This is a genomic window from uncultured Polaribacter sp. (assembly GCF_947495205.1).
Lineage (GTDB): Bacteria > Bacteroidota > Bacteroidia > Flavobacteriales > Flavobacteriaceae > Polaribacter.
The window spans coordinates 132,013-158,239 of the sequence record NZ_CANLXV010000008.1; the positions used below are offsets into that span (position 1 = coordinate 132,013).

A 26,227-nucleotide genomic window follows, 5' to 3' on the forward strand; every position below is an offset into this window, starting at 1 on the left:
GTATTACAGCCCATATTTAATGCCTTGAATAAATAGCATAATTATAAAAAATAAAAATCTATTAAATATCTATTAAATAATTCGTAAAATAAAGTTAATGTTTTAAATATCAGATAATTAAAACAAATTTTATCATAGAATAATTCAATTAAAACCCATTTTTTTTAAGCTATTTCTAAATTATCTTTGAAATGGACAAAAATTAAATATAAACATATGAGAAATTTAAGCGCATTAGCAATTGTAGGGACTTTTTTGTTCTCTAGTTGTGCAGTAGTAAGACCAGGAGAAGTTGGCATTAAACAAACTTTAGGTAAATTCTCTAAAGAAGTTAAAACCCAAGGTACTGTAGTTTATAATCCTCTATTAAGTAGAGTAATTAAGGAATCTACAAAAACAAGTAACATTAAACTTATTTTAAGTTTACCCAGTAAAGAAGGTTTAAGTGTAGACAGTGAAATTTCTATTTTATATAGATTGCAAGCCAACAAAGTAGCTTCTGTATTAGAAAATTTAGGTCAAGACTATGAATCTGTGATTACAAGTGTATTTCGCTCTGCAGCATCTGATGTTTGTGCTCAATTTTTTGCTAAAGATATGCACTCTGGTATGAGAGCTTCTATTGAAGCAGAAATACTAAAGAAAATGAAAGTAAATCTTGAAAAACAAGCAGACGGAATTGATTTAATTGCCGTTTTAATGAAAAGAATTCGTTTGCCTAGAGGTTTAGCGAGTTCTATAGAAAGAAAACTACAGGCAGAACAAGATGCTATGCGTATGAAGTTTGTATTAGACCAAGAAAAATTAGAGGCAGAAAGAAAAATTATAAACGCGAAAGGTGAAAGAGACGCGCAACTAATTATCGCAGAAGGTTTAACAAGCGGAATTATAAGGCTTAAAGCAATTGAAGCTTTTAGAGAATTGGCAAAATCTAATAATTCAAAAACAATTATAACAGATGGTAAAACACCTTTAATTATAGGCGAGGAAGAAAAAAAATAAAAAGTAAATTTTAATTACTGTGAAAGCTCTTGATACAATTTCTATATCAAGAGCTTTTTTTGTAAAAACTGTTAAAATTTTAATCATTTTATAGTTTTCAAGTCAATTTCAAGTGTTTTTTTGGCAATTTTCCGTAAACTTGAAAAAGATTTATTAAACCAAATATTTCATGAAAAAAATAATATTTTTAATAGGAATAATTTCTATGACTAGTTGTAAAAAAAACAATGTAAACTCCACTAACAACACAACCGGCAGCAAAGCAATTACTTTAGAAGAAATTTGGGATGGTACATTTTCTCCTGAGAAAATGAACGCTTTAAACGCTATGAATGGTGATTTTTATTCGTTATTAAATACAGATAGTGATGGAAATACCACTGTAGACAAATACAGTTATAAAACTTTAGAAAAAGTTGCTACTTTAGTAAACAGTAAATCTTTAGATGCAATTGATAGTTTTTTTTCTTACAGCTTTAATAAAGACGAAACTTCTGTAATTTTAGGTACTAATTTTAATAAAATATACAGACATTCTTTTACAGGTACCTTTTATTATTACAATCTAGAAACACAAAAAATTATTTTAATTGGTAAAGATATTCAAGAACCTACATTTTCTCCTGATAGTAAAAAAGTTGCTTTTGCAAAAAGTAATAATCTTTACATTATAGATTTTGAAAACGGAAACAAGCAAACTAAAGTTACAAATGATGGTAAATTTAATGCTATTAAAAACGGAATTACAGATTGGGTTTATGAAGAAGAGTTTGCTTTTGTAAAAGCTTTTGAATGGAGTAAAGACAGTAAAAAAATTGCTTTTTTACGTTTTAATGAATCTGAAGTACCTACTTTTTCTATGGACATGGTTGGAAAAGAAAACTACCCAAGCAGGCAAGTTTTTAAATACCCAAAAGCAGGGGAAAAAAATGCATCTGTAACATTGCACACCTTTACACTTTCTAATAAAAAAACCACTAAAATTAACTTAGGAGATTACGAATATTTACCAAGAATAAAATGGTCTAATGACGCTAATATATTAATTGCAACCACATTAAATCGTCATCAAAATCATTTAAAACTACACAAAATAAATACAAAAAATAACAGCGTGAGCCTTTTACTAGAAGACACAGATAAAGCTTATGTAGACGTTACAGACAACCTTACCTTTTTAGAAGACAATTCTTTTATTTGGACTAGTGAAAAAGATGGATTTAATCATATTTATCATTATGATTTTAACGGAAAACTCATCAATCAAATTACAAAAGGAAACTGGGAAGTAACCAATTATTATGGCTTTAACGAAACTAAAAAAACTATTTATTACCAATCTGTAGAAAACGGCTCTATCAATAGAGGTGTTTATTCTATTGGTTTAGATGGTAAAAACAAAAAATTATTAAGTAATAACGATGGCACAAATTCGGCCTCTTTTAGTCATAACTTAAACTACTTTATCAACACCTTTTCATCATCAGAAATACCACCAATTTACGCTTTATATTCTGCGGAAGGAGATATGTTAAAAGTAATTAAAGATAATCTTCAATTAAAAGAAGAACTGGCCAACTACAAAATGTCTCCTAAAGAATTTTCTACTATAGAAATTAATGGAAACGAGTTAAATATGTGGATGATAAAACCCGCAGATTTTGATGAAAACAAAAAATACCCATTATTAATGTTTCAATACTCTGGCCCAGGATCTCAACAAGTAGGTAATAAATGGAACGCAAGTAACGATTATTGGCACAATATGTTAGCTCAAAAAGGAATGATTATTGCCTGTGTAGATGGACGTGGAACTGGTTTTAAAGGTGCAGATTTTAAAAAATCTACGTATTTAAATTTAGTGAAACATGAAACTGAAGACCAAATTGCATCCGCAAAAAAATTAGCCAATTTATCTTATATAGATGAAGATAATATAGGTATTTGGGGTTGGTCCTTTGGAGGACATATGAGCACAAATTCACTTTTAAAAGGAAGCGATATTTTTACAACTGCAATTGCTGTTGCACCCGTTACTTCATGGCGATTTTACGATACGGTTTACACAGAACGTTTTTTAAGAACTCCGCAAGAAAATCCTGCTGGTTATGATGACAATTCTCCTGTAAATTATGCAGATAAATTAAAGGGAAATTATTTGTTAGTGCATGGTACTGGAGATGATAATGTACATGTACAAAACACATACAGAATGATAAATTCTTTAGTTGAAGCCAACAAACAATTTGATATGTTTATTGTGCCAGATAGAACTCATGCAATTTACAAAGGAAAAAATACGCGTTTAAATTTATATACAAAAATGACAAATTTTGTAGAAACGCATTTAATTAATAAATCGAACAAATCAAACGAAATAAAAGGATAATTATGTTAGACAAAGGAGTTTCAACAACTATAGAAGACCCACAAATGTTTGGTCATCCAAAAGGTTTATTTTACTTATTTTTTGCGGAATTATGGGAACGTTTTAGTTTCTACGGAATGAGAGCGTTATTAACGCTTTATATGGTAGAAGAAATATTTAAATCCTTATCCAATAGAGATTTTGCCACAGCAGCAGTTTACGCTTCTTATGGTTCTTTAGTATATGCATCTACCGTAATTGGAGGTCAAATTTCTGATAAAATTTTAGGAATGCGTTCTTCAATTTTCCTAGGAGGAATTTTAATGGCAATTGGACATTTTGTTTTAGCCGTAGAGAATGACATTGCTTTCTTTTTAGCCTTAGCTTTTATTATTGTTGGAAATGGTTTTTTTAAACCAAATATTTCAACATTTGTTGGAGCATTGTATAAAGATGGTGATGTTAGAAAAGATTCTGGTTTTACAATTTTCTATATGGGAATTAATATTGGAGGTTGGATTGCACCTCTTTTATGTGGATGGTTAGCTGTAAAATACGGTTATCATTATGGGTTTGGTTTAGCAGGAATTGGAATGATGGCTGGTTTAATTTTCTTTTGGAGTGGTATTAAGAAAAATATTTTTGGTGATAAAGGAATGCCTCCAAACAAAGAAGTCTATAACAAAACAATCATTGGAATTCCACAAAAGACTTTTATTCCTATGGTAGCAACACTTTGTGTTCCTTTAATTGCATTTATTTTATCTTCTTATCAATCAATTACTACCAACGAAACTCCAATTATTGGAGAAAAAAATTTAGTTGGAATTATCTTTTTGATTATTGGACTAGTAATTGCAGTTTACATGATTAAAATTTTAATTGGTGTTACTTTAGAAGAAAGAAAAAAGTTAATAATGGCTATTTTAATAACCTTTTTTATGACTTTATTCTGGGGTTTTCATGAGCTTTCTGGAAGTGTGATTACCTTATTTGCATCAAGAAATGTTGCTCTAGACGGAATTATGACTGCTGCTCAAACAAACTCTCTAAACTCTATGTTTATAATTATATTGGCAATTCCAATTTCGTTATTATGGGGTTATTTATCTAAGAAAAATTTAAATCCTAGAACACCTTATAAATTTGGTTTAGGCTTAATTTTAGCAGGTGCAAGTTTTTATATTTTAGCACTAAGTAAAGGAAATGCAGATGCAAATGGTATGGTTCCTTTTGCTTATTTATTAGTAATGTATTTGGTTTTATCTATTGGAGAATTATTTATGTCTCCAGTTGGTTTATCTAAAATTACAGATTTATCACCTAAAAAAATTGTTGCTTTTATGATGGGGATTTGGTTCTTATCTTCTGCTTATGCTTTTCAAATAGTAGGTTTTATAGGAAAACAATTATCTATAGAAAGTACAAATGCAAATGTTGGTGGTTTAGACACTTTAGGAATTTATACAGATGGATTTATGTTGATTGCAAAGTATGCCTTAGGAGCAGGATTAATTGTAATTTTGTTTTCTCCATTAATGAAAAAACTAATGGGTAAAGTTCATTAGTAAGAAAAAAAATAAATTCACACAAGAAGAGAGCGTTTAAATTAGCTCTCTTCTTTTTTTGTAAATTCTATAAACAATTTACGACTTTATAATTATGAAAAAAATACTTTTAATTTTGTTGATGGTTTCTTCAACAATATACATACAAGCTCAAGAAAAAATAAATTGGGTTTCTTTTGAAAAAGCTATTGAATTAAATAAAGAAAACCCTAAACCTATTTTAATTGACGTCTACACAGATTGGTGTGGTTATTGTAAAAAAATGGATATAAATACCTATAGCAATACTACCATAATAAAAACCATCAATGAGAAATTTTATGCTGTTAAATTTGATGGAGAAGCTAAAGAAGATATTACCTATAAAGGACATACGTTTAAATATCAAAAAAACGGAAGAAGAGGCTACCATCAATTATCGGCTTCTTTAATGAATGGAAAACTGTCTTACCCAACCACTATTTTTTTAGATGAAAATGAAGAATTAATACAGGCTATTCCAGGATATTTAGATAAAAAAACATTTGAAAAAATCATTGTATTTTTCTCTGATAAAAATTACGAATCTAAAAAATGGAAAGCCTTTGAAAAAGATTTTGAGAGTAAACTACAAGATTAATCTGTTAATATAAAAGCACCTTTTTGTCCTGTATAATGAAATGGAATGTTGCTCTCTAAACACGTTTGTTTCCAAAAATTTATATTGTTTTTATAATTAGAACCATCTGCAATAATTTGAGTTGGTTTTACTTTTGTAATTAACCTTTTTAAATTAATTTTAGGAGAATACTGCAATACTACAATAGGCTTTGGCAAATTTTCTATTTGATATACACCTAAACTATCTAACAATAAAATTGTATTCTTTTTAAAATGCAAGAGATTTTTAAAATCTTTATTTTTAAGAACTAAGTTATTTTTTATTGTATACGGTTTAATGGCTTTTATTTTTGACAAATCTTGGTCATTTACATTTTGCTGAAGCAATAAACGTTCTCCTGTTCTTAATCCTAAAATTGCAGATCTACTTTTATGAAAAACAATAAAAGCATCTTCTTTCAATCTAATTTTTGTTTCTATAAAATAAATACTTTGCACCACTAAAATTGCCGATAAGAAATATATAAGTATACTCGTTTTTCTTTTCATCAATACTAAAACTAAAGAAAACATTAAAAAATAGCATCCTAACATCATTAAAAATGATATTGATATTTCTTTCAACAGAAAATCTTCCTGTTGGGAAATCCAACTTACAAAAGCATTCATTGTAGCAATTATATCTCCGTAAAAACTTGCTAAAAATTGTGGCAAACAATTTAGTAATGCTCCTATAATAATTAGAATTCCGCTTATTAAAATGAAACCTAAAAAAGGAATTATTATTAAATTAGATAGTACAAATAGCCCTGGAAATTGTTGAAAATAATAAATACTTAATGGTAAAATACCTACTTGCGCACCAATAGAAACCGTAAAAAGTTGCCACACTTTTTTATCTAAATAAAATCTTGGTGCATACAATGCATATAATTTAGGTTGTACCCAAACAATACCAAAAACCGCCAAATAACTTAACTGAAAACCAACATCAAACAAAAACATGGGTTTACATATTAATAAAAATAACATAGAGGTTATTAGTGAAAAATAAACATTGTTTTTTTGATGAAATACCTGGCCAAAAGCAACAAACGTAAACATAGTAACTGCTCTTACTACAGACGCAGACAAACCTGCAATAAAGGCGAACATCCATAGTAAAAGAATAATAGAAAATGCTTTGATAAATTTGCCATATTTTAATTTTTCTATAGGTTTTAAAACAAAAGATAAAATCAATAGAACAATACCAACATGTAAACCAGAAACCGCTAAAATATGTATGGCACCTGCATTTGCATAATCTGTTAACAAACCTTTAGAAATGTCTTGTCTTTGCCCTAACAACAAGGCACTAATTACAGCAAACTCATCATCTTTAAAATTATATTTTACTAAGGCTTGTTGTATTTTATTTCTAACTTTTGCAGATAAACCTACCAAAGTTGTATGTTGCTTTGGTAAATTTATAAACTGCTCTTGATTTAAAAACAACTGATTATAAATACCTTGTTTTGCCAAATAGCTTTTGTAATTAAATTGGTTTGGGTTTAAAGGTGGAATTAATTTTTTGAAATTTTGCTTGGTTAAAATCACGTCATCTACATGTAATCTTTTAACAGTACTATCTTTTTGTACATTAAGCAGTATACTTCCAAGCGTTTTATGAGTTTCTATTTGAGATACATTGGCTAAATATTTTTCATAATAAAACCCTGGTTTTAAACCTTTAGTAATGGTTAAAATAGTAGTTTTGTTTTCTTTAGAAAAATTGTTATAATTAGTAGTGTAATTCTTAGAATTGGAACAAAAAACCGTGGTTAAACCAATAAAAAAGAAAGTAATATAACTTAAAAGCGTTGCAAATATTTTTTTACTTACTAAAAAAAGTAAAAAAACAAGAAAACCTAAAACTAAGAAAAGTACAGTAAAATTAAATTGCCAAATTTTAAAATAATACTGAATTACAATACCAAAAATTAGGCATACCAAAAAGTGCAAAGGCACGTATTTAATTAACTTGTTCATAGCAAGTTAAATATACTGTTTTTTTTGTTAAAGTATTCGATTTACTTTTACAAAAGCTTTTTTCCAATAAGGATTGGTTAAAGAAGACACAATAACACCTTTTGAAGTAGTGGAATGTATAAACTCTACAATTCCGTTTTGAACAGAAACCACTAAACCAACATGGTTAATTCCTGAACGTTTTTTAGCCGTTTTAAAGAAAATTAAATCCCCTTTTTGGGCATTTTTAAGCGCTATGTTTTTACCTATTTTTGCCATTTCTTTAGAAATTCTAGGCAAGGCTATATTTTCTTTTTTGTATGCTACAAATACAATACCTGAGCAGTCCATACCACTGCGTGTAACTCCTCCGTATTTATATTTTACGCCTTTAAATTGCAATGCATTATGCACTACTTTATCTGCTTTTGTGAAATTTGTATTTTTTGCAGTTTTTACATTTCTAACAGAAGAACAAGAGCAAAATAGTGTAATTAGTAAAATAAATGATACAAAAAACTGCTTCATATTTAGGGCTACTTAAGTTTACTTACAATTTGTTGCGCAACTTTTTTAGATGCTCCTTTACCTCCTAATTTTTGCTCTAAATCAAAATAATTTAAAAATAATTTTTCTCTTTGTGTTGTATCCAAAATTTTAGTCAGCTCCGTTTTTAAATTATTTTTATTAAAATCATCTTGAATTAATTCTTTTACAACTTCCTTATTCATAATTAAGTTTACCAAAGAAATAAACTGTAACGTAATAATTCTTTTGGCAATTTGGTAAGAAATGTAACCACCTTTATAACAAACTACTTGTGGCACTTTAAACAAGGCTGTTTCTAAAGTTGCAGTGCCAGAAGCAACCAAAGCCGCATAAGAAACACTTAATAAATCGTAGGTTTTATTGTTGATAAAAGCCACTTCTCTACTCCCAATAATAGCTTTATAAAAAGAAAAATCTTGACTTGGAGCGCCTGCAATTACAAATTTATATTCAGAAAAATCATCAACCAAAGATAACATAACAGCTAGCATTTTTTTAATTTCTTGTTTTCTACTTCCTGGTAAAATTGCTATAATTTTTTGAGCTCCTAAACGGTGTTCTTTCCTAAATTTAGATTCAGAAACCTGTTTCCTGTCGGCAATAGCATCTATTAAAGGATGCCCTACAAAAGTTACGTTATAATTGTATTTTTTGTAAAAATCTTGTTCAAAAGGAAGTATCACAAAAAGCTGATCTACATCTCTTTTAATATCTTGTACTCTACTTGCTCTGCTTGCCCAAACTTGTGGCGAAATATAATAATTAGTACGATAACCTTCATGTCTAGCCCATTTTGCAACACGTAAATTAAAACCAGAATTGTCTATAAAAATAATAACATCTGGATTAAAATTAGCAATATCTTTTTTACAAAATTTTATAAAACTTAATACTTTAAATAAGTTTTTAATTACTTCAAAAAAACCCATAAAGGCTCTTTCTTTGTAATGACTGACTAAAGTACCTCCAACAGCCTGCATTAAATCTCCACCCCAAAAACGTATTTCTGCAGTTGCATCTTGCAAAAAAAGTTCTTTCATTAAATTAGAACCGTGCAAATCTCCAGAGGCTTCACCTGCCACAATGTAGTACTTCATTATTTAAAAAAATTTTAATATAAATGTGGTTAGTGCTATTAAAATTGTAGCCAATAAAACTCCTTTTGCTTTATAATCTTGCTTCTTTTTAATAAAAACAAAAAAAACAAACAAATTAGGTATTGCTGCCATAGCCAATACTTTACCATACAAATTTCCTTCTTTTATCATTTGTAAAGTATCTGAAAAATTATATTGAGAGAAATATTCTAGGTATAAAAATATGCCACCAGAAGTTGCAAAAATTGCAGTTAAAAAACCAACAAGTATCTTTTTTTTTACAGTTCCCAAGAGTTTAGTTTTTGAATCATATGATGTGCAGTCATATCAAATTGAACAGGCACAACAGATACATACCCGTTTTCTAAAGCATAAACATCTGTATCTTGCCCTTTATCTTTACTAATAAATTCTCCAGAAAGCCAATAATATTCTTTTCCAAACGGACTTTTCCTTTTATCAAAATCTTCCTTCCAATAGCCATTTGCTTGTCTGCAAATTTTTACACCTTTAATTTCTTCCGCCTTTAAATCAGGAATATTTACATTTAAAACCACACCTTCTGGTATACCATTTAACAATGCGTTTAAGGTAATATTTTTTACAAATGTTTCACTTGGTCTAAAATCTGCATGCCATTTAAAATCTAATAACGAAAAACCAATTGCAGGAATTCCTTCAATACCTGCTTCTATTGCAGCACTCATTGTACCAGAATAAATTACGTTTATAGAAGAATTTGCACCATGATTTATACCAGAAACGCACAAATCTGGTTTTCTATTTAAAATTTCGCTTATCGCCATTTTTACGCAATCTGCAGGTGTACCAGAGCAAGTATATTCTAACTGCGGACCTTCATCTATAGTTATAGGATTGCATGTTAAAACATTATCTACAGTAATTGCATGCCCCATACCACTTTGCGGACTATCTGGAGCTACAACAACCACATCTCCTATTTTGTTCATTATTTTTATTAATGCTCTAATTCCTGGTGCAGTAATTCCATCATCATTTGTAACTAAAATTAAAGGTTTATCTGGCATATGTATTGGCTTTTTAAATACAAAATTAACAATCTATTACTACAAATGTAACTGATTTTATTCACTTTCTTTTTAACAATATGTAAAGAATACATTGTTGTTATTTTCTGTATTATTGTACAGAAAATTTAAAAATATTCTTTATTTAAATTTTTTGGCACTATTTTAGTAAACTAGAAGATAAAAGAAGTACTACAAAAAATAAATTTCTAAAATTATTTATGAAAATCAAACAAAAAATCAGTATTGTTTTTGCAGCTTTAACATTGCTATTTACAAACGTAAATATGCATGCAAATTCAATTTCAAAAAACGCAGATCCAGAAAAAGATAAAATTTTAGTTTATGTTCTAAAAAACATTTTAACAAGAGGCCATTTTGTAGTAAAAGATATGAATGATGATTTCTCTGAAATGGTTTATACTAATTTTATTGATGCTTTAGATCCTAGTAAACGTTATTTCACCCAGAAAGATATTAAAGAATTTTCTGCTTACAAATTTCAAATAGACAACCAATTGTTAGCAGACAATGTAGACTTTTACAATTTGGTTTATGACCGTTTTTTAAACAAAATTAAAAATGCCAAAGCGCATTATAGCGAAATTTTAAAAGCACCTTTTAATTTTAATAAAAAAGAAACTATTGACATTAATTATGAAAAAGTACCATTTGCTAAAAATGAGAAAGAACTAATAGACTATTGGAGAAAGCAGTTAAAATTAAGTACTTTAAGTAGAATTCAAGATCAATTGGATAAGGAAAAATTAAAAGTAAAAAAAGATAAATCATACAAAATGAAATCTTTTAAAACTTTAGAAAAAGAAGCCAGAGCAGAAGTTTTAAAAAACATGAACGATTTATACTTAAGAATTGAAGAATTGGAACATGAAGATTGGTTTTCTGCATTTTTAAATAGTGTTGTTGGTGCTTTTGACCCTCATACAACTTATATGGCGCCAAGAATTAAAGAGCGTTTTGATCAAGATATGTCTGGTAAATTAGAAGGTATTGGTGCAAGATTGTCTCGAAAAGGAATTTACACAGAAATTTTTGAATTGGTCTCTGGTGGACCTGCATGGAAAGAAGGTAGTTTAGAGCCTGGTGATGTTATTTTAGAAGTGGCACAAGGAGATGAAAAAGCAAAAGATATTGTAGGAATGCGTTTAGATGACGCTATTAAATTTATAAAAGGTCCTAAAGGTACAGAAGTAAGGCTAACTGTAAAGAAAAAGTTAGATGGTTCTACTAAAATAATTTCTATTATTAGAGACGTTGTAGAGTTAGAAGAAACTTTCGTAAAATCTACTGTGGTAAGAAAAAACGGCAAAAACTATGGCTTAATAGATTTACCAAGGTTTTATATTGATTTTTCTGATAGAAATGGAAGAGACTCTGCAAAAGATATGGAAAAAGAAATTGAACGCTTAAAAAACGAAAATGTTTCAGGTTTATTAATTGACTTAAGAAATAATGGTGGTGGATCTTTAAAAACTGCCATAGAAATTGCAGGTTTATTTATAGAAAAAGGGCCTGTAGTGCAAGTAAAATACAGAGGTCAAGAACCCGTAGTAAAAAGTGATGTTGACCCAAAAATGCAATGGGATGGCCCAGTTGTAGTTTTGGTGAATGAATTGTCTGCCTCTGCATCAGAAATTTTTGCAGCAGCAATGCAAGATTATGGAAGAGCAATTGTTGTTGGCGGTAACCAAACCTACGGAAAAGGAACTGTACAAAGTGTAATACCTATTAATAATTTTTACCCAAATTATGATGAAGATTTAGGTGCTATAAAAATGACCATTCAAAAATTTTATAGAGTTAATGGTGGCTCTACACAAATTGAAGGTGTATATTCTGATATTGCCATGCCAGATAGGTATAGTTATATGCAATTTGGCGAACGCGATTTAGAAGGTGCTTTAGCTTGGGACAAAGTACCACAAGCAAAATACGTTAGAACAAATTCTTATGACAATTTTAATGATGTGGTTTACGAAAGTAAAAATAGAATTGCAACCAATAAAAACTTTAAATTAATTAATGAATATGCTCAATGGCTAAGAAAAAATCAAGACGACAATTCTTTTTCGTTAAATTCTAAAGACTTTTTTAGAGAAAATAAGGAGCAAGAAGCATATGCCAAAAAATACAAATCTGTTTTTGAATACAAATCTAATTTAACATTTAGCTCTCCTAAACATGAGTTACCGCTATTTAAAAAAGATACCGTTTTAAAAGGTAAAAGAGACGCGTGGCACAAAAATCTATCTAAAGATATTTATGTGGATGAAGCGTTAAACGTGTTAAGTGATTTAAAGCTTAAAAATGGAGCAAAAATTGTAAAAAACTAAACTGTTCAAAACTAATAACAAGTCTGATAATTTAAAAAACTATCAGACTTTTTTATATTCATAAAATATGAGTTTTAAAGTAGCTTTCAATACAAAATGGTCTGATTTTGATCCAAACAGACATATGCGTCATACCGCTTATAACGATTATGCTGCAGAAGTTAGAGTGCGTTATTTTGCAAAATATAATTTTTCTATAGATGAATTTACAAAGCACAACTTAGGCCCTATCCTATTTACGGAAGCAACTTCTTTTAGAAAAGAAATTCACCTTGGCGAAACAATTACCGTAAATTTAAAACTACAAGGCTTGTCTAAAAATAATGAACGCTGGAAAATTGTACACGAAGTTTTTAATGAAGCAGGTAAACTATCTGCAATTATAAAAGTTTATGGTGCTTGGATAGATTTAACCAAAAGAAAATTAAGAGTACCACCAGAAGAAACTAGAGCAATGTTTAATTTTGCTGAAAAATCAGAAGATTTTGAAGTGATTCCTTTAAAGCAATAACTTTCTTTCTTCGTTAAAATATTTAAGTTTTGGTTTGTAGAAATTCTGAAATTAACAACAATTCAACTGGCCAATTTAAAGCAGAATTATTAACCTCAACTTTATAAGTATACTTCTAAAAGCTTAGCTTCTTTTGCTTGAGATTGTAATTTTACTTTATCAATACTCGCTGGTAATAAAATGGTTTCTCCTTTTTTAAGAGGATAAACTTCATCATTAAAATACAACTCTAAATTACCATTTACACACATATAAATTACAAAAGAATCTAAGTTTGTATAATCCTTTTCTAAAGTACCATCAACAACTAAAAAATTAGAGATAAAGTATGGAGAATGTACCAATTCATTAGAAACGTTTTTATCCTTCTTATAAATTGTCTTATAGTTTTCTTTTGGCTCAAAATCTATAACATCTGTAGCTAAATCATTATGTAAATCTCTTAATTTACCTGTTTTAGCATCTACCCTATTGTAATCGTAAATTCTGTAAGTAATATCAGAAGTTTGCTGTATTTCTGCTAGCAAAACGCCAGCACCAATAGCATGTACTCTTCCCGTTGGAATGTAAAACGTATCGCCTTCTGTAACATTTTCATGGTGCATTTTTTCTAAAATATCACCATTTGTAACTAAATTAGTATACGCTTCCTTACTTAATTTTTCATCAAAACCAACAATAAGTTCTGCGTTCTCGTCTGCCTCCATTACGTACCACATTTCATTTTTCCCAAAAGAATTGTGGCGTTCTTTAGCAATCTCATTACTTGGATGTACTTGTATAGAAAGTGGTGTTTTTGCGTCTATAAATTTAATTAGTAAAGGAAATTCATTTCCAAATTGCTCATAAACTTTATTCCCTAAAAAATCTCCTTTAAATTGCTTTATTAGATTCGCTAAAGTTTTCCCTTTAAAAAAACCGTTATCAACTACAGTTTCATCATTTTTTACATCAGAAATCTCCCAAGACTCTCCAATATTAGTCTCTGAATAATTTTTATTTAAAACTGTTTTTAATTTTTCTCCGCCCCAAAGACGATATTTATATAAAGGTGTAAATTTTAAAGGATGTAATTTCATAAAGCCAAGCTATTTTTTGAAGTAAAAAAAAGCTGAAGTTTTAAAACTTCAGCTCTACTTTGTACAGGCGGAGAGACTCGAACTCTCACACCTCGCGGCACTAGATCCTAAGTCTAGCGTGTCTACCAATTCCACCACGCCTGCATTTTTCCGAAGATTTCGGGTTGCAAATATAAACAATACTTACAAACTACAAACTTGTTACTAATAATTTTTCTATTTTTGATAGAGAAAATAAAAACTAAAAATGGAGACCATAAAACAATACATTTCAGAAAACAAACAACGTTTTTTAGCAGAATTGATAGATTTGCTAAAAATACCATCTGTAAGTGCTGATTCTAAATACAAAAAAGAGGTTTTACAAACGGCAGATTTTATTTTAGACAGTTTAAAAAAAGCAGGTTGTGATAAAGTTGAATTATGTGAAACACCAGGGTATCCTATTATTTATGGTGAAAAAATTATAGACAAAAATTTACCAACAGTTTTAGTTTATGGGCATTATGATGTGCAACCCGCAGATCCTTTAGAATTATGGGATTCTCCACCATATGAACCTGTTATTAAAAAGACAGAAATCCACCCAGAAGGCGCTATTTTTGCTCGTGGAAGTTGTGATGATAAAGGACAAATGTACATGCATGTAAAAGCATTAGAATACATGACTTCTACTGGTAATTTACCTTGTAATGTAAAATTTATGATTGAAGGTGAAGAAGAAGTTGGTTCTGAGAGTTTGTCTTGGTTTGTACCTAGAAATAAAGAGAAATTAGCAAACGATGTTATTTTAATTTCAGATACTGGCATGATTGCCAACGATATTCCTTCTATTACAACAGGTTTGCGTGGTTTAAGTTATGTAGAAGTGGAAATTACTGGACCCAATAGAGATTTACATTCTGGTTTATATGGTGGTGCTGTTGCAAATCCTATAAACATTTTAACCAAAATGATTGCTTCTTTGCACGATGAAAATAATCATATTACCATTCCTGGTTTTTATGATAAAGTTGAAGATTTATCAGCAGAAGAACGAGCAGAAATGGCAAAAGCACCTTTTTCTTTAGAGAATTACAAAAAAGCTTTAGACATTAATGCTGTTTATGGCGAAAAAGAATACACCACAAACGAAAGAAATTCTATAAGACCTACTTTAGATGTAAACGGTATTTGGGGCGGTTATACGGGCGAAGGCGCAAAAACAGTAATTGCCAGTAAAGCTTATGCTAAAATTTCTATGCGTTTGGTACCAAAACAAGATTGGAGAGAAATTACAGATTTATTTAAAAAACATTTTGAAAGTATTGCCCCAAAAGCTGTTAAAGTGGTTGTAAAACCACATCATGGTGGGCAAGGTTATGTTACGCCAATAGATACTATTGCATACCAAGCAGCAAGTAAAGCATATGAAACTACTTTTAAGAAAACGCCAATTCCGCAAAGAAGTGGTGGTAGTATTCCTATTGTAGCTTTGTTTGAAAAAGAATTAAAAAGTAAAACTATTTTAATGGGCTTTGGTTTAAATTCTGATGCAATACACTCTCCTAATGAACATTTTGGAATTTGGAATTATTTAAAAGGTATTGAAACCATACCGTATTTTTATAAATATTTTACAGCATTATCTAAATAAAAACCAACAAAAAACCATTACCTATTGCAAAGAAATGTACCAAGTGGCACGAAACCATAAATTATTTTCTGTGGCGTTGTTTAAAAAATTACCCACTCTATAGTCTATTCCAAATTCTACTTTGTCTTTTGCTGAAACTTGATAGCCCAAATAAGGCGTTAGTCTAATTTCTAAATCTTTTTCAGCAAAGGCATATAAATATTCGTTGCCTAATTTTAAATAAAATTCTTTAACATCTATTTTTTCGCCATTTAAGGGTTTTTCTAAACTTACTCTGTAACGTGTTCTAAATTTGGTTTGTTTTTCTTTTTGATAAAATTGCTCCAATACAAATCTATGCCCTACTTTTAAAGCATTATAGGTTTCTAAAAAATTATAATGCTGAAAAGTTCTGTGGATAGTTTCTGATTCTCGAAAACGTAAAATATATCCAAAGTTTAAAGATTTATTTTGACTGATTTTTAAAGAATAAATAGAAGAAATGTCTAATAAATTGTGAGAAAACTGTATTTCTTCATCATAAAAAATGGTTCTTTGCTCTATACTATTTACCCATTTAGAAACCTCATTTATTTTTTTAGACAGTACTACTTTTGGCAAAAAACCAAGATCTGTATCTGCTTGAGAAAACACATTTAAGGCAACCATAAAAACGAAAAATACGAACAGCTGTTTTTTCATTTAAAACTCTAAATTTAAAGATAAACCCGATTTTATTTTCAGCTCTTTTTCTATTGCTCCTTTTGTATTTAGTAAAATTTCGAAACTTTGGTATGTTTTATCTGTTTTGCCTTTTACCACAATTTCATAGTTTCTAATTGGTTTTTGTTTTTGTGGTTTTAGTTGAAATATTTCTTTATAAATAGCACTTTCTGAACCTAAATATTGTATTTGAATTTTTTTGAGACGGTATTTTCTAAAACGATTTTTTAATGCTCTTGTAATTTTTTGTTGCGTTTCTAAAGGAAGTTCTTTTAATTTAACCGTTTTTTCTACGTCTAAAATAGTTCCGTTTTTTGAAAACTCTATGCTGTATTTATTTTTTCTGAAACAGGTTTTTGCCTCAAACGTTTTGCCTAAATTACTTTCTTCTGCATACCATTTTATTTTTTTAGGGAAGTTCCACATTTTTATAATTTGTGTGGCCTTTTTTGGTGCATGGTTTTCTTTAATTCGATATTCTTTCTCGAACTTTTCTTGTGAAAAAAGTGTTTGGAAACCTAAAAAAAGAAGTATTAAAAATAATTTTAGTTTCATGAATTTTGAATATTGCTTTTAAAATGCTAAAAGCCGCGTTAGGGATTGAACGGTTTGTTTGAGCTCTTTTTTCTTTTTCTGAAAAAAAGCGAGTAGTGAAAGCCCGCTTGAACGCCCAAAAAAAATTACTTAATTAAATATGCTTTTATAATATAATCTACTTTTGGGTAATTTTCCTTTAAAAATGTATTTCCGCCTTTGTTAATTTGACCTTGTTTTCTGCCCAAATTATCGCCATAACCGCTGTAAAATTTTAACACATTTTCTTTACCAGTAGTTACTTTTGCAATTACAGGAAAACCAGTTACACCAGAATACGCCAACTTGTCTAAACGATAATTGTCTTTTAAATTGATGAAAATTTGATTGGATCTTGTTTTTACGCCTCCTCTTGCAAATGCCAAAGTCATGGCATCGTTTTTTTGAATTACGGGCTCATCTTCTATACCTTTTTGCCAACTTTTATTAATTAAAGAATCGTTATGAATGCCAAATTGCGCCACAAAATTGGGTACAACTCTGTAAATTGCTACATCTTGGTAATAGCCATATTTAATGAGTTGGTAAAAACGATCTACGCCTTTGGGCGACCATTCTCTAACGGCTTCTACATCAAAATTACCTTGTGTGGTTTCAAAACGAGCCTTAAAAGTTTCTGGCGCTTGCTTTTCTAACCATTTTGAATTAAATTTTTTACTTGCACAAGAGGTTAGCAATACTATAGTTGCTAAAAAAAATAGTTTTCTTTTCATTTTTATGTTGATTTTACGATCGATTTTACACAAAGATACCTAAAAGTAGCTTTAGAATTTAACTCTACGTTTGTAGAATTCATTTTTTTTTCTATGTTTGTAGAGTAAAAATAAAAACCCATGCAATTATCTAAAACAGAAGAGCAACTAATGCAGTATTTATGGAAACGTAAAAAAGCGTTTTTAAAAGATTTATTAGAAGATTTTCCAGAACCAAAACCGGCTACAACTACTGTGGCTACTTTGCTTAAAAGAATTACAGATAAAGGTTTTATTACTTACAAATTGTTTGGAAAATCTAGAGAATATTACCCGATTATTAAAAAGACAGATTATTTTTCTAAACATGTAAATGGTTTGATTAAAAACTTTTTTAATGATTCTGCAAGCCAATTTGCTTCTTTTTTTACCAAAGAAACCAACCTTTCTACTGAAGAATTAGAAGCTTTGAAAAAAGTGATTGATACACAAATTAAAAAGCAAAAAGAAACAAAATTAAGTCTAAGGAGTTAAAAAAAATTAACCAAAGAAAAACTCGATAAAAATAATATTGAATTAATTTCTACCAGTGATGTAAATAAAAACGAAATTAATTTTTATGTAACCTAAAAGCTGTAATTGTATTTTGAAAACTAAAAAACCTCGAAAATTCGAGGTTTTTTTATGTAACAATTTTTCTTTTAATACGTTTTAAGTATTCACAATGTCACTTTGGGTGATTTCTCTTTTGGGAGAAATTGTATCGAGAAGTCTTTTTAAATATCGACTTTAAAACTGACAGCATAAAACAACAATCATGCTTAAAAAATTCTTTATTACTTGTGCTGGTGTAGATAAAAACATTTTAGAAAACTGCTCTAATGGCGAGCAAAACAAATATGTTGGTATTGGTGCCACTGTATTTTTTACAGCAGTTATGGCAACTATTGCTGGCAGTTATGCTTTATTTACGGTTTTTGATAATTTATATGCTGCCATTTTTTTCGGAACTATTTGGGGATTGCTCATTTTTAATTTAGACAGATTTATAGTTGCTACCTTAAAAAAACAAGATGTTAAATGGAAAGAGTTTTTACAAGCTTCTCCAAGAATTGTATTGGCTGTAATTATTGCCATTGTAATTTCTAAACCGTTAGAATTAAAGTTGTTCGAGAAAGAAATTAATCAGGTTTTGTTAACTGAGAAAAATCAGATGACTTTGGATAACAAAACCCAAATTGCACAACAATTTACACCAGAAATTGCAAAAATTAATGCTGAAATTGAGGTTTTAAAGCAAGAAATTAACACAAAAGAAACTACTACAAATGCTTTGTATGAAACCTTTATTGCAGAAGCAGAAGGTAGAAAAGGAACCAAATTATTAGGAAAAGGACCAGTTTATAAAGAAAAAAGAGCAAAACACGATGTTGCTTTGGCGGAATTAAACAAACTAAAAAAAGACAACGTTGAAAAAATTAAAACTAAAGAATTGGCAATTGCGAGTTTGTTAGAAAATCAAAAACTAACAGAAACAAAAACACAACCTATTATTGCAAATTTTGATGGTTTAATGGCAAGAATAAATGCGTTAAACAAATTGCCTTGGTTGCCTTCTTTCTTTATTTTTTTATTGTTTTTGGCTATAGAAACTTCGCCCATTTTTGCAAAACTAATTGCACAAAAAAGCGAATATGATTATAAATTAGAAGCAAATGAAAGTGCTGTAAAAACTTGGGTAAAACAACAAGTGCAACAAAGCGAAAAAATGCTAAAAACAGATATTGAAATTAGTAAAAAGGTTTATGAGGAGATGACAAAAGAAAAAGAGTTGTATGATTATAAACAAAAATTGGCTCGCGATTTAATGAAATCTCAAGCCGATTCTTTTTATAAAAAACAACAAAGTATGCTGTAAAAGCAATTTGCTGGCAAACAAGTGCGTTAGCGATTGTAGCATTTGTTTGAGCTCTCACGCTTTTGGGCGTGAAGCGAGTGCGAAAAGCGCGACCTGAAAGGGAACGCCCAACTTTTAAACTTTACTGCTCAAAACAATTTATTCTTTATCTGCCATTTTTTTAACATAATCTGTAATGATTACAATTTGTGTGGGGCCAACTTTACCTTCTATATACTTGGCATTTTCGTGGTCTAAAGAAATTCTACGAACTGCAGTGCCTTGTTTGGCAACCATACTAGAGCCTTTTACCTTTAAGTCTTTAATTAAAACTACAGTATCTCCAGCTTGTAAAATTGCGCCATTTGCGTCTCTGTGAATTATTTTTTCGCTTTCGTCTAAATGATCTCCCGTTTCTTTTGCAAAGCGTAAATCGTCATCTTCTAGATATAGCATGTCTAACAAATCTTTTGGCCAACCTTCATTTCTTAAACGATTTAACATTCTCCAAGAAACTACTTTTACAGCTCTAAATTCGCTCCACATTGCGTCATTTAAACAACGCCAATGATTTGGTTCTGTGTTTTCTGGGTTTTCAATTTGGTCTACACAAGTTTCGCAAGCCAACAAACTACCATCTACACCACCTGTAGAGGTTGGTTTTACTTCGTAAATTACTAAATTATTTGTGGCTGTGCATAACTCGCACGCATTGCTACTTCTGTTTTCTAAATCTTGCTGTAAACTCATAATTATTTTTGGTTGATTGTGGCAAAAGTACATTTTTAATTTTACCTTTAATAGCCTTTGCTGTTGTGTAAATTCGTCTAAATTTTATATTTTACTTTTCTAGAAAATCGTGTTTTTTTTGAATTATAGTTTTATGGTTTTTTAAACGTTTGTCTACACTTTATTGCATTTGGTCTATAGATAAACAAACTTTAAACAACACTAGTGGCATAAACTATTGGATTTAGTGTAATTTTATAATTATAATTTATACGAAACATTTTGAAAAATAGCCTAAATATATTATTAATTGAAGATAATTTAATAGAAATCATGAAAATGAAAAGAACCCTTTCGTTTTTAGATTTGCCTCACAATTTGGTGGAAGCCAAAAATGGTGAAATTGCTCTAAACATTTTAGAGGAAAAAACCAATTTACCTGATTTAATTTTATTAGATTTAAACATGCCAAAGGTTAGTGGTATAGAATTTCTAACAATTTTAAAAAATAGCGATGCTATAAAACATATTCCTACTGTAATTTTAACCACATCAGACCATCAAAAAGATTTAGAAGAGTGTTTTAAAATTGGCGTTTCTGGTTATATTTTAAAGCCTTTAAAATATGACGATTACGTAAAAAAAATTGAAGCGGTTTTGGCATATTGGAGTATAAACGAATTGATAAAATATTAATATGAAAGGAATTATTTTTACAGAGTTTTTAGATTTAGTTGAAGATAAATTTGGCTTAGAAACAGTAGATGAAATTATTGAAAATTCTAATTTACCATCTGAAGGTGTTTATACTTCTATTGGTACGTATAGTTTTTCTGAAATGTTGCAATTATTGCAAAACTTAAGCAAAAAAACAGCCATTTCTATAGACAATTTACTGCTAGTTTATGCAGAGCATTTTTTTAGTGTTATAGAAAATAGTTATCCTGGTCTTTTGGCTAACTATAAAGATCCTATAGAAATGATTTCTTCTATAGAAGATCACATACATGTAGAGGTTAGAAAAATTTATCCAGATGCAGAATTACCTACTTTTATTGTAGAAGAAAAAACAACCAATAGTTTAACTTTAATTTACAAATCTAGCAGAGCAATGCATCATTTTGGTTTAGGTTTAATGAACAAAACCTTTGAGCATTTTAATGCAACTGCCTCAATAGTTTTAGAAAAAATTAAAGAAGATGGCACTGAAGTTAAATTTTTGATTAACAAGAATTAATGAGTGAAAAAAAAATTGAAATATTAGAAAGAGCCTTAAAAAGAGAAAAAGCTGCCAGAAAAGCTGCTGAAAAAATTTTAGAAGATAAATCTAAAGAATTATTTTCTATATCTGAAAAATTAAAAAAAACCAACACCAAATTAAATGATATTTTAGATGAAAAGTCTTCTAAGTTAAAAAGAGTTTTTGAAAACATTAATGATGCTTATTTAATAATTGATTTATCTGCTAATGTTATAGAAATGAATGATGTTGCACAAAAAGTTTTTGGTTACAACATAGAAGATGGCAATTTCAATTTAAGTAAAATAATCTATAAAGATGATGTAGCATATGCCTTAAGCGCCTTTGAAGAACTTAAAGAAAAAGGTTTTTTTAATAATTTTACAATTAGAATTTTTACAAAAAATAAAGAAGTTAAATGGGTGCAAGTAAATGGTACGCTTGTTTTTAATAAAGAAAATAAACCAATTGCAGCGCAAGGTATTATTAGAGACATTACAGAAGATATTAAATCTCAAAATTTAATTAAAGAATCTGAAAACAGACTATCCTCTTTGCTGCTAAACTTAAAAAGTGCTGTTTTATTAGAAGATGAAAATAGAAAAATTGTACTTACCAATAATAAATTTTGTGAACTCTTTAAAATTCCGGTTGCACCAGATTTGTTAAAAGGAGAAGATTGTACAAATGCTGCAGAACAAAGTAAAAGTTTATTTAAAAACCCAGATACATTTGTTAAACGCATAAAGGTAATCTTAGCAAATAAAAAACAAGTTTTAGGTGAAGAGCTTTTAATGGAAAACGGTACAATCTTAGAAAGAGATTTTATACCAATTACTATAGAAAACGAATACAAAGGACATTTATGGACCTACAAAGATGTTACCTTACAAAGCCAATATCATAAAATTATAAAAGCTCAAAAAGAAAAGTATAGCAACATTATAACCAATATGAATCTTGGGCTTTTAGAAGTAAATAAACAAGACCAAATTACCATGGCAAACAACAGCTTTTGTAAAATGTCTGGCTACACAGAAAAAGAGTTGCTAGGTAAAGTTGGTAGTGAATTATTTCTTGCCGATAAAGATAAAAAAACAATACAAACCGAAAACAATAAAAGAGCAAAAGGCGTCTCTACATCTTACGAAATAACCATTATAAATAAACTTGGTAAAAAAAGAAATTGGCTTATAAGTGGCGCTCCTAATTATAATGATAATGGAGAATTAATTGGCTCTATAGGTGTGCATTTAGACATTACACATCTAAAAGAATTAGAAGCCCAAAAAGCCAAAATTTTAAAAGAATTAGAGAGTAGTAATAAAGATTTACAAGAATATGCGCACATTGTATCGCACGATTTAAAAAGCCCATTAAGAAGTATAGATGCTTTAGTTTCTTGGGTAAAAGCAGATAATCAGGGCAAATTAGATGACGTAACTTTGCAAAACTTTAATTTAATTGAAACTACGCTAGAAACCATGGAAAATTTAATTTCTAATGTTTTGGAATATTCTAGTGCTGGGTCAAAATCTGACAAATCTGAGAATGTAGATTTACAAGCACTCTTAAAAAATCTTAAAGAAGTTTTATACATTCCAAAACATATAACTTTAAACATAACTAACAAGCTCCCTATAATTCAAGGAGATAGCACAAAGTTTCAACAGCTTTTTCAAAACTTTATTAGTAATTCCATTAAATTTTGCGACAAAGCACAGGGTATTATTACCATAGATTGTATAGAGCACCCAACCTATTATCAATTTTCTGTAAAAGACAATGGTATGGGAATTGAAAAGAAATACCATGATAAAATTTTTCAAGTATTTCACTCTTTAAACAAAAGAGCAGATTCCACAGGAATAGGTTTGTCTATTGTAAAAAAAATAATAAACTTATATGAAGGAGATATTTGGTTAGAAAGTGAAGTTAACCAAGGCACTACATTTTACTTTACCCTAAAAAAATAATATGAAAATAGACATCACAAACATTGCTACAATAGTAATGGATATAAAAAATCATGCAAAAAACAATGCCGTTTCTATAGCTATAGCAGAAAATACTGCAATAGAAATTAACGATTTAATACTTGCTTTAAACAAAGCAAATATTACCTTTATGGGAGCCGTTTTTCCTAAAGTAGTGCATAACAACACTATCTTAGAAAAAGGTATTGTTTTGAATACGCTAAATAATTTAGAAAACTTATTTCTCATAGAAAACATAAGTAAAAAAAACCATAAAATTCCGCCTGTTGTTTTTAATGAATCAGAAAATTATAGTTTAATTACTTATGTAGATGGTCTTACTGCTAACATATCTCATTATCTAGAAAAACTGTATGAAAATTATGGTATGAAAACCAATTATTTTGGCGGAGGAGCTGGTAGTTTAACGTTACAACAAAAACCATGTGTATTTAATAAAGATGGTTTTTTTGAAGACGCGGCTGTATTAAGTATTAGTAAAGTAACTTCTAGAATTGGTGTAAAACATGGCTGGAAAAAAGTTGATGGCCCATTTATAATTACCAAATCTGAAGGTAACATTATACAAGAAATAAATTGGGAAACTCCTTTTGAAATTTACAAAAACGTTGTAGAAAAACACGCTAAAAAACAATTTACAGATCATAATTTTTTTGATTTAGCTAAAGGCTATCCTTTTGGTATTTTAAAAGATGATGCTGAGTGTATTGTAAGAGATCCCATAGCTGTAAATGATAATGGAGAATTGGTTTGTGTTGGCGAAATTGAAGAAAACTCTCTAGTAGATATTTTAAATGGAAATACAAAAACACTAATAGATGCTGCTAAAAATGCTGCTTTAGAAAGTATAAAACAAGCTGTAAACCCAAATAAAGCAATACTTATAGATTGTATTTCTAGAGTTTTGTTTTTAGAAGAAGAGTTTGAAACGGAATTAAAAGAAATTACAAAAACATTAAAAAACGCGTATCCAAATATACATATTAGTGGTGCATTAACTTTAGGAGAAATTTCATCTTATGGCGAAGGTTTTTTAGAACTGTATAATAAAACCACCGTAGTTAGCTTATTTGAATCATGAAAATAGAAAATCATATTCAGGATATTTTACAACTCTATGAGTTTGGGATGAATATTGGTAGAACTTTAGACTACAAGAAATCTTGCGATTCGTTCTTAAAACTACTTCTTAAACGTAAAAATTTAAATGCTGCTTATGTTTTAGAGCATAACAATGCGTTTATAAAATCAACATATTCCATACCACTAGGCAAAGACATAAATATACCTTTAACCGCTAAAATTAAGCATAGATTAAACGAAATTAAAAGTAGTGTGTTATTAAATAACACTGCTGTATTTTCTGAAATAATAACAATACCTATGAAGAAAGGTAGCGTTGCCATTTTTAATCTCCAAAACAATTCGTTTTTAGTATTATATACCAATAAGAATAATTTATCTGCCAAAGATTTATCTAAGCTTAAACCAATTATCGATAAATTTTCGGTAAATTTAGAAGCCTGTAGAACTTTTGAAAAACAAGAAAAATTACTCAAAGACCTTCAAAGACAAAATCAAGAATTAAATGATTATGCACAATTAATTTCTCATGATTTAAAATCGCCAATACAAAGTATAGAAGCCTTAACCACATGGGTTTTAGAAGATCATAAAGAAGTTTTAAACACAGATGGTAAAGAAAATTTAAAATTAATAAAAGAAAATGTTGAGAAAATAGACACTTTGGTTAAAGGTATTTTGGCGTATTCTACAATAGACAAAACAGAGGAAAAGAACCAAAACGTAAACCTAAATGTGTTAATTGAAGATATTATTGAAAAAATAGATACACCTAAAAAAATAAATCTTAGTGTACCTAAAAATTTGCCTAATTTAAGAGGAAACCAATCTAGACTTAAGCTATTATTTTTTCATTTACTACAAAATGCAATTCAATTTAACACCAAAGAAACAATTAAAATAGCAATTGGATTTACAGAAAATGATACCTTTTGGCAATTTTATGTAAAAGATAATGGTAATGGAATTGAAGAACGCTTTTTTGATAAGATTTTTGTGGCATTTCAAAAACTAGAAGACAATTACAAAGCCACAGGAATAGGCTTATCTATTGTGAAAAAAATTATAGAAATTTATAGTGGAGAAATTTGGGTAGAATCTATAGTTGCTAAAGGTACTACTTTTCATTTTAAACTAAAAAAATAAGTATGGAAAAACCAAATTTAACCTATATAAATCAATTAGCTAGAGGAGATAAAGCTATTGAAAAGGAATTAATTAGCGTTATAAAAACAGAATTTCCAGAAGAGCAAAAGGACTATTACCATAGTTTGGCTGTTAAGGATTTTAAAAAAATTGAAGAAAATGTTCATAGACTTAAACATAAAATTAGTATTTTAGGACTTGAAAAAAGTTATAAAAAAGCTAATGAATTTGAACACAATCTTCGCGAAAACAGTTTAAAAGGACAACAAGATTTTGAGAAAATTTTAATAGCAATTACAAATTATATAGAAACTATATAAATTC

25 protein-coding genes and 1 tRNA gene are annotated in these 26,227 nt (G+C 29.0%); 15 read left to right on the forward strand and 11 right to left on the reverse strand.

The features are described from left to right. Positions 1 to 216: 216 nt before the first annotated feature. From Q0762_RS09565 to Q0762_RS09580, 4 genes are all read left to right on the forward strand, one after another. Positions 217 to 1,002: a prohibitin family protein gene (locus Q0762_RS09565; protein WP_298766363.1), complete on the forward strand. Its 786-nt coding sequence runs from the start codon at positions 217 to 219 to the stop codon at positions 1,000 to 1,002. A gap of 169 nt (positions 1,003 to 1,171) precedes the next feature. Beyond that, on the forward strand, positions 1,172 to 3,391 hold the full coding sequence (locus Q0762_RS09570) for a S9 family peptidase (protein WP_298766365.1): 2,220 nt from the start codon (positions 1,172 to 1,174) through the stop codon (positions 3,389 to 3,391). A gap of 2 nt (positions 3,392 to 3,393) precedes the next feature. After that, positions 3,394 to 4,938, forward strand: a complete 1,545-nt coding sequence (locus Q0762_RS09575; protein WP_298766367.1) for an oligopeptide:H+ symporter — start codon at positions 3,394 to 3,396, stop codon at positions 4,936 to 4,938. A 94-nt stretch (positions 4,939 to 5,032) separates the two neighbouring features. After that, positions 5,033 to 5,557, forward strand: a complete 525-nt coding sequence (locus tag Q0762_RS09580) for a DUF255 domain-containing protein (protein ID WP_298766369.1) — start codon at positions 5,033 to 5,035, stop codon at positions 5,555 to 5,557. Here the strand turns inward: Q0762_RS09580 and Q0762_RS09585 are convergent. Genes Q0762_RS09585 through surE form a run of 5 tightly spaced genes read right to left on the reverse strand, consistent with a single transcriptional unit; the run spans position 5,554 to position 10,243 of the window. Next, positions 5,554 to 7,569 (reverse strand): ComEC/Rec2 family competence protein, encoded by a 2,016-nt coding sequence (locus Q0762_RS09585; protein WP_298766371.1) that lies wholly within the window; start codon positions 7,567 to 7,569, stop codon positions 5,554 to 5,556. The genes Q0762_RS09580 and Q0762_RS09585 overlap by 4 nt on opposite strands. Positions 7,570 to 7,596: 27 nt before the next feature. Continuing rightward, positions 7,597 to 8,076 (reverse strand): C40 family peptidase, encoded by a 480-nt coding sequence (locus tag Q0762_RS09590; RefSeq protein WP_298766373.1) that lies wholly within the window; start codon positions 8,074 to 8,076, stop codon positions 7,597 to 7,599. Between the two features lie 8 nt (positions 8,077 to 8,084). Beyond that, positions 8,085 to 9,194: a lipid-A-disaccharide synthase gene (lpxB, locus tag Q0762_RS09595; protein WP_298766374.1), complete on the reverse strand. Its 1,110-nt coding sequence runs from the start codon at positions 9,192 to 9,194 to the stop codon at positions 8,085 to 8,087. Between the two features lie 3 nt (positions 9,195 to 9,197). Beyond that, positions 9,198 to 9,485 (reverse strand): hypothetical protein, encoded by a 288-nt coding sequence (locus Q0762_RS09600; protein ID WP_298766375.1) that lies wholly within the window; start codon positions 9,483 to 9,485, stop codon positions 9,198 to 9,200. Continuing rightward, positions 9,473 to 10,243 (reverse strand): 5'/3'-nucleotidase SurE, encoded by a 771-nt coding sequence (surE, locus tag Q0762_RS09605; protein WP_298766377.1) that lies wholly within the window; start codon positions 10,241 to 10,243, stop codon positions 9,473 to 9,475. Before surE ends, Q0762_RS09600 begins: the two co-directional genes overlap by 13 nt. Before the next feature lie 221 nt (positions 10,244 to 10,464). On the opposite strand from surE, the gene Q0762_RS09610 reads away from it, so the two are divergent. Together Q0762_RS09610 and Q0762_RS09615 are read left to right on the forward strand one after the other, a co-directional pair. Next, positions 10,465 to 12,597: a carboxy terminal-processing peptidase gene (locus tag Q0762_RS09610; protein ID WP_298766379.1), complete on the forward strand. Its 2,133-nt coding sequence runs from the start codon at positions 10,465 to 10,467 to the stop codon at positions 12,595 to 12,597. A gap of 67 nt (positions 12,598 to 12,664) precedes the next feature. Next, on the forward strand, positions 12,665 to 13,108 hold the full coding sequence (locus Q0762_RS09615) for a thioesterase family protein (RefSeq protein ID WP_298766381.1): 444 nt from the start codon (positions 12,665 to 12,667) through the stop codon (positions 13,106 to 13,108). A gap of 101 nt (positions 13,109 to 13,209) precedes the next feature. On the opposite strand, the gene Q0762_RS09620 is transcribed toward Q0762_RS09615, so the two are convergent. Together Q0762_RS09620 and Q0762_RS09625 are read right to left on the reverse strand one after the other, a co-directional pair. Then, on the reverse strand, positions 13,210 to 14,187 hold the full coding sequence (locus Q0762_RS09620) for a type I phosphomannose isomerase catalytic subunit (protein WP_298766383.1): 978 nt from the start codon (positions 14,185 to 14,187) through the stop codon (positions 13,210 to 13,212). 62 nt (positions 14,188 to 14,249) lie between these two features. Then, a tRNA-Leu gene (locus Q0762_RS09625) sits at positions 14,250 to 14,331 on the reverse strand. 103 nt (positions 14,332 to 14,434) lie between these two features. Between Q0762_RS09625 and Q0762_RS09630 the strand changes: the two genes are divergently transcribed. Further along, a complete protein-coding gene (locus tag Q0762_RS09630) occupies positions 14,435 to 15,823 on the forward strand; it encodes a dipeptidase (protein WP_298766385.1) in 1,389 nt (462 codons plus the stop codon). A 21-nt stretch (positions 15,824 to 15,844) separates the two neighbouring features. Here Q0762_RS09630 and Q0762_RS09635 read toward each other — a convergent pair whose 3' ends face one another. From Q0762_RS09635 to Q0762_RS09645, 3 genes are all read right to left on the reverse strand, one after another. Further along, positions 15,845 to 16,504 (reverse strand): DUF2490 domain-containing protein, encoded by a 660-nt coding sequence (locus Q0762_RS09635; protein WP_298766386.1) that lies wholly within the window; start codon positions 16,502 to 16,504, stop codon positions 15,845 to 15,847. Continuing rightward, positions 16,505 to 17,080 (reverse strand): hypothetical protein, encoded by a 576-nt coding sequence (locus tag Q0762_RS09640; RefSeq protein ID WP_298766388.1) that lies wholly within the window; start codon positions 17,078 to 17,080, stop codon positions 16,505 to 16,507. It abuts the gene before it with no gap. Between the two features lie 125 nt (positions 17,081 to 17,205). Continuing rightward, on the reverse strand, positions 17,206 to 17,832 hold the full coding sequence (locus Q0762_RS09645) for a peptidylprolyl isomerase (protein WP_298766390.1): 627 nt from the start codon (positions 17,830 to 17,832) through the stop codon (positions 17,206 to 17,208). A gap of 120 nt (positions 17,833 to 17,952) precedes the next feature. Between Q0762_RS09645 and Q0762_RS09650 the strand changes: the two genes are divergently transcribed. Next, the gene (locus Q0762_RS09650) at positions 17,953 to 18,345 is read left to right on the forward strand and encodes a BlaI/MecI/CopY family transcriptional regulator (protein ID WP_298766392.1); all 393 of its coding nucleotides are present in this window, start codon (positions 17,953 to 17,955) and stop codon (positions 18,343 to 18,345) included. A 283-nt stretch (positions 18,346 to 18,628) separates the two neighbouring features. Continuing rightward, the gene (locus Q0762_RS09655; protein ID WP_298766394.1) at positions 18,629 to 19,729 is read left to right on the forward strand and encodes a DUF4407 domain-containing protein; all 1,101 of its coding nucleotides are present in this window, start codon (positions 18,629 to 18,631) and stop codon (positions 19,727 to 19,729) included. 138 nt (positions 19,730 to 19,867) lie between these two features. Here Q0762_RS09655 and Q0762_RS09660 read toward each other — a convergent pair whose 3' ends face one another. Then, complete coding sequence (locus tag Q0762_RS09660) at positions 19,868 to 20,458, reverse strand: alkylphosphonate utilization protein (protein ID WP_298766396.1); 591 nt, start codon at positions 20,456 to 20,458, stop codon at positions 19,868 to 19,870. 261 nt (positions 20,459 to 20,719) lie between these two features. Between Q0762_RS09660 and Q0762_RS09665 the strand changes: the two genes are divergently transcribed. Genes Q0762_RS09665 through Q0762_RS09690 form a run of 6 tightly spaced genes read left to right on the forward strand, consistent with a single transcriptional unit; the run spans position 20,720 to position 26,223 of the window. After that, a complete protein-coding gene (locus Q0762_RS09665) occupies positions 20,720 to 21,133 on the forward strand; it encodes a response regulator (RefSeq protein ID WP_298766398.1) in 414 nt (137 codons plus the stop codon). A gap of 1 nt (position 21,134) precedes the next feature. Continuing rightward, positions 21,135 to 21,674, forward strand: a complete 540-nt coding sequence (locus tag Q0762_RS09670; protein ID WP_298766400.1) for a heme NO-binding domain-containing protein — start codon at positions 21,135 to 21,137, stop codon at positions 21,672 to 21,674. Next, entirely contained in the window at positions 21,674 to 23,653 is a 1,980-nt protein-coding gene (locus Q0762_RS09675; RefSeq protein WP_298766402.1) for a PAS domain S-box protein, read from the forward strand. The genes Q0762_RS09670 and Q0762_RS09675 overlap by 1 nt, the downstream gene beginning before the upstream one ends. 1 nt (position 23,654) lies before the next feature. Further along, positions 23,655 to 24,755 carry an FIST N-terminal domain-containing protein gene (locus tag Q0762_RS09680; RefSeq protein WP_298766404.1) on the forward strand — a complete coding sequence of 367 codons (1,101 nt, stop codon included), beginning with the start codon at positions 23,655 to 23,657 and terminating at the stop codon, positions 24,753 to 24,755. Then, on the forward strand, positions 24,752 to 25,903 hold the full coding sequence (locus tag Q0762_RS09685) for an ATP-binding protein (protein WP_298766405.1): 1,152 nt from the start codon (positions 24,752 to 24,754) through the stop codon (positions 25,901 to 25,903). Before Q0762_RS09680 ends, Q0762_RS09685 begins: the two co-directional genes overlap by 4 nt. A 2-nt stretch (positions 25,904 to 25,905) precedes the next feature. Beyond that, a complete protein-coding gene (locus Q0762_RS09690) occupies positions 25,906 to 26,223 on the forward strand; it encodes an Hpt domain-containing protein (RefSeq protein WP_298766407.1) in 318 nt (105 codons plus the stop codon). The last annotated feature ends 4 nt before the right edge of the window (positions 26,224 to 26,227 follow it).

Coding starts and splice junctions, on each gene's coding strand:
- Q0762_RS09565 (WP_298766363.1), top strand. CDS start 217: ATGAGAAATTTAAGCGCATTAGCAATTGTAGGGACTTTTTTGTTCTCT.
- Q0762_RS09570 (WP_298766365.1), top strand. CDS start 1,172: ATGAAAAAAATAATATTTTTAATAGGAATAATTTCTATGACTAGTTGT.
- Q0762_RS09575 (WP_298766367.1), top strand. CDS start 3,394: ATGTTAGACAAAGGAGTTTCAACAACTATAGAAGACCCACAAATGTTT.
- Q0762_RS09580 (WP_298766369.1), top strand. CDS start 5,033: ATGAAAAAAATACTTTTAATTTTGTTGATGGTTTCTTCAACAATATAC.
- Q0762_RS09585 (WP_298766371.1), bottom strand. CDS start 7,569: ATGAACAAGTTAATTAAATACGTGCCTTTGCACTTTTTGGTATGCCTA.
- Q0762_RS09590 (WP_298766373.1), bottom strand. CDS start 8,076: ATGAAGCAGTTTTTTGTATCATTTATTTTACTAATTACACTATTTTGC.
- lpxB (WP_298766374.1), bottom strand. CDS start 9,194: ATGAAGTACTACATTGTGGCAGGTGAAGCCTCTGGAGATTTGCACGGT.
- surE (WP_298766377.1), bottom strand. CDS start 10,243: ATGCCAGATAAACCTTTAATTTTAGTTACAAATGATGATGGAATTACT.
- Q0762_RS09610 (WP_298766379.1), top strand. CDS start 10,465: ATGAAAATCAAACAAAAAATCAGTATTGTTTTTGCAGCTTTAACATTG.
- Q0762_RS09615 (WP_298766381.1), top strand. CDS start 12,665: ATGAGTTTTAAAGTAGCTTTCAATACAAAATGGTCTGATTTTGATCCA.
- Q0762_RS09620 (WP_298766383.1), bottom strand. CDS start 14,187: ATGAAATTACATCCTTTAAAATTTACACCTTTATATAAATATCGTCTT.
- Q0762_RS09630 (WP_298766385.1), top strand. CDS start 14,435: ATGGAGACCATAAAACAATACATTTCAGAAAACAAACAACGTTTTTTA.
- Q0762_RS09635 (WP_298766386.1), bottom strand. CDS start 16,504: ATGAAAAAACAGCTGTTCGTATTTTTCGTTTTTATGGTTGCCTTAAAT.
- Q0762_RS09640 (WP_298766388.1), bottom strand. CDS start 17,080: ATGAAACTAAAATTATTTTTAATACTTCTTTTTTTAGGTTTCCAAACA.
- Q0762_RS09645 (WP_298766390.1), bottom strand. CDS start 17,832: ATGAAAAGAAAACTATTTTTTTTAGCAACTATAGTATTGCTAACCTCT.
- Q0762_RS09650 (WP_298766392.1), top strand. CDS start 17,953: ATGCAATTATCTAAAACAGAAGAGCAACTAATGCAGTATTTATGGAAA.
- Q0762_RS09655 (WP_298766394.1), top strand. CDS start 18,629: ATGCTTAAAAAATTCTTTATTACTTGTGCTGGTGTAGATAAAAACATT.
- Q0762_RS09660 (WP_298766396.1), bottom strand. CDS start 20,458: ATGAGTTTACAGCAAGATTTAGAAAACAGAAGTAGCAATGCGTGCGAG.
- Q0762_RS09670 (WP_298766400.1), top strand. CDS start 21,135: ATGAAAGGAATTATTTTTACAGAGTTTTTAGATTTAGTTGAAGATAAA.
- Q0762_RS09675 (WP_298766402.1), top strand. CDS start 21,674: ATGAGTGAAAAAAAAATTGAAATATTAGAAAGAGCCTTAAAAAGAGAA.
- Q0762_RS09680 (WP_298766404.1), top strand. CDS start 23,655: ATGAAAATAGACATCACAAACATTGCTACAATAGTAATGGATATAAAA.
- Q0762_RS09685 (WP_298766405.1), top strand. CDS start 24,752: ATGAAAATAGAAAATCATATTCAGGATATTTTACAACTCTATGAGTTT.
- Q0762_RS09690 (WP_298766407.1), top strand. CDS start 25,906: ATGGAAAAACCAAATTTAACCTATATAAATCAATTAGCTAGAGGAGAT.